Origin of the sequence: Okeania sp. SIO2F4 (assembly GCF_010672385.1) — a bacterium.
Lineage (GTDB): Bacteria > Cyanobacteriota > Cyanobacteriia > Cyanobacteriales > Microcoleaceae > Trichodesmium.
On sequence record NZ_JAAHGT010001080.1, the window covers coordinates 1 to 3,031 of the forward strand.

Consider the following 3,031-nt stretch of genomic DNA (forward strand, 5'->3'; position numbering starts at 1 on the left):
TGTTTGTTATCGACAGCGGAATAGTAGTGTCTCTGGGTTGAAAAATAGAGAAAAAATTACTTATGAATTAGAAAAATTATTAGATGACTTTTTCCAGAAACCTAATTTGCCTACTTCCATACGTCAAATAGAAAACCAGATAAAATATCGGTCTCTACTTTGGAATTGTTGGCGTTTATATAAAGCTGGTAATTTCTCAGAAATGGCTACTTATTTGCAGAAGTCTTTGAGTTATACTTCTGACTCTCCTACAGCAGCAATTTGTACTTGGATAGAATTATTTACTAAGTTAGATAGTCAAGAAGGCAATCAATTTAATCCTTATAGTTTTAGTCAGTTACCAGAATGGAAAAAATTAATTAGTAATATTTTTAATCCGGTTGTGCCGAGAGTAAGTGTAATTATTGCCACCTACAATAATGGTCACTATATTTTGGAGGCGATCGCTAGTATTTTTAACCAAACTTATACGTCTTATGAAATAATAGTTATTGATGATGGCTCTACTGATAATACTCGCCAAGTTTTAGAACCTTATCTAGATAAACTTCGTTATGTTTATCAAGAAAATAAAGGAGTCTCTCACGCCAGAAATTTAGGTTTAGAAATGGCGCGGGGAGAATTTATTTCTTTCCTAGATGCTGATGACTTTTTCCTACGAGATAAACTGGCAAAACAAGTAGCTATTTTTGATAGTCGCCCCTCTCTGGGAATTGTGCATAGTGGATGGCGTTTAATTAATGAAAAAGGAGAGAAAATTTCCGATATAGAATTATGGCATAACTCTCTAGAATTAGATTTAGAAACCTGGGTAGTTTGGAAACCTGTAACTATTTCTATGATGTTTCGTAAAAGTTGGATAAAAAGTGCCGGAGGTTTTGATACTCGTTGGCATCATGGAGAAGATATCGATTTAGTTTTGCGTTTATCTATTAATGGTTGTGAGGCAGTTTGGTTGCCAAAAGTTACTTATTGTTATCGTCAACATCATCGCAATGCTACGAGAAAATTTACTCAACAAGCTACCAGTATGATGTCTGTTTTAGATAACTTTTTTAGTAGACCAAATTTATCAAAATCTATTCGTCAATTAGAGGGAAAATCTCGTTATTATACTTTGAGTTGGTTAGCATGGCAGGCGCATCGAAATGGGGATTTAATTGAGATGGGTAAATATTTAAGACAAGCTGGGAAATATACTCCTTTATCTATGACAAAAACTATTGAATATTGGATGGATAGCTTTAATAGTCTTTATCAACAATATGGTTATGATTTTGATGCTTATGCTTTGACAATTTCGGATGTTTGGCAACAATTAATGTTAGATATGGTTATTACTATTTGATGGTGATTTTTTTCAGGTATTTATTGATGGTTAACTATAGCAATTCCCATTAGGAATGAGGTGAAAATTCGTTTGTTTTAGGCAACAGCGGTGCAACCCCACGGGGTGCTCAAGACGCAAAGGAATGCTGACCAAGAGAGGCAACACAAAATAGGAATAAAAAAGATAAATGTACTTCACAAAGGGAGAGAAATGTGGGTATAACTATAGTAATTTTATTTGAGTTGTGAGATTCTCTCAACTTTGAGAAAACACCGGATCTGTGAACAAGTAATCTAAGCATTCAGCTATCAGCTATTAGCTATCAGCTATTAGCTATCAGCTATTGATGAGAGGAGGAAGTAAAAGCAATTAAAAAATTAAGATAGAATTAGAAGTTACTGCCAAAGTACGCTCCTTATTTACTGAGAAGGAATTATTCATTCATGCATCTGATAGCTGAGTGCTAAGAGCTGAATGCTTACCAAGTAATACTAATCGTGAAAAAAGAATATTAGCAATAAACTTGAGTGTTTAAAAGAATTTATTTTAATGGCTATTTGACTAAAAATAGAGGAGAGCTATAAAAAAACTTTAGATTTTCTTCTTTGTGATTCGGTCTTCCTAAGAAATAATCTAACTATTTGTAGCCAACATTTATCGCGCCTGGTATAATATCAATTATCAAAAGTCTTGCTCTAGTTGGTAGCTGGAAAAAATAATCTTCATTTATAACAGAAGTTACTAAATAGTGAGCATTCACTCTAACAAATAATATTTAGAAATAGAAAATCTAACTACTGGTAATTGCTATAACAGTCAAAATAGTAGTCCTCAATAATTTATCAAAAATCATAAACATAAATATAGATAAATAGTCTGAAATTTTTCCCTCTATTGTCTGTTATAGCAGTGCGCGCTGGTATATTTACAAAATTGTTGAAATTAAAAATTGCTAAAAGCTTTATCTAAATCTAATCATCTTTCTCTTACCCTATTTCCTATTGACTATTGCTTGGGCGAAGCGTTATCGCTTCGTTCGTTTTGCTGCGCATTCATGTCGCGCAGCATTCCCTAGGAAAGTTAGAAATAGGAAGTCATCCTTCAGAAGTTTTTCAGAAAATTTGCCCGAAAATTTGACTTTCTATTTTGTCGGCGTTGAAATAGGGTTTAAGATCCCCATTAGGCAAATCAGGAGGCGCGAAGTTTTCCTAAAGCTTCAGTTTTCGGAGTCACTAATTTTCTGACTAATTCTTAATTACTTCTGACTGAGCATTTCAAACTTCTAACTTCATCTGTCCCCCGCTATAAATTTCATTTGAGCAGATTAAAATTAGTGGGAAGTTTCAATCTCCCACTAATTTTTACTTCTGACTTTATGAAATATTACTTCCGGATAATTAGTTATCAAAAAAACCTTCTCCTCTCTCTACTTCCTTTTCTTTATAACTATTGTCCGTTTCCTGTTATTTATTGATAAGTATTCAACTGGAAATAATATTATAGCAATTATCAAAAAGAATGCTATGTTTGACTTTGCTCTAAGCGTCTATACTAATACCAGATTTTCATCTCAACATACTTCCCATTTCAAACTCCTCAGTGTCTTTACTACTGACTCCTAACTCCTTCTTATCATTCTGACTCCTAACTACTAAAGATATATAGCAAAACTTTTGATATTTGGTGTTACCTGTTGTCAGA

1 protein-coding gene is annotated in these 3,031 nt (G+C 33.2%); it reads left to right on the forward strand.

The genetic code is table 11. The features are described 5' to 3' along the window. Positions 1 to 1,348: glycosyltransferase (locus F6K22_RS37305; protein ID WP_293109813.1), on the forward strand; the 1,348-nt coding region annotated here is incomplete at its 5' end. Positions 1,349 to 3,031 lie beyond the last annotated feature (1,683 nt).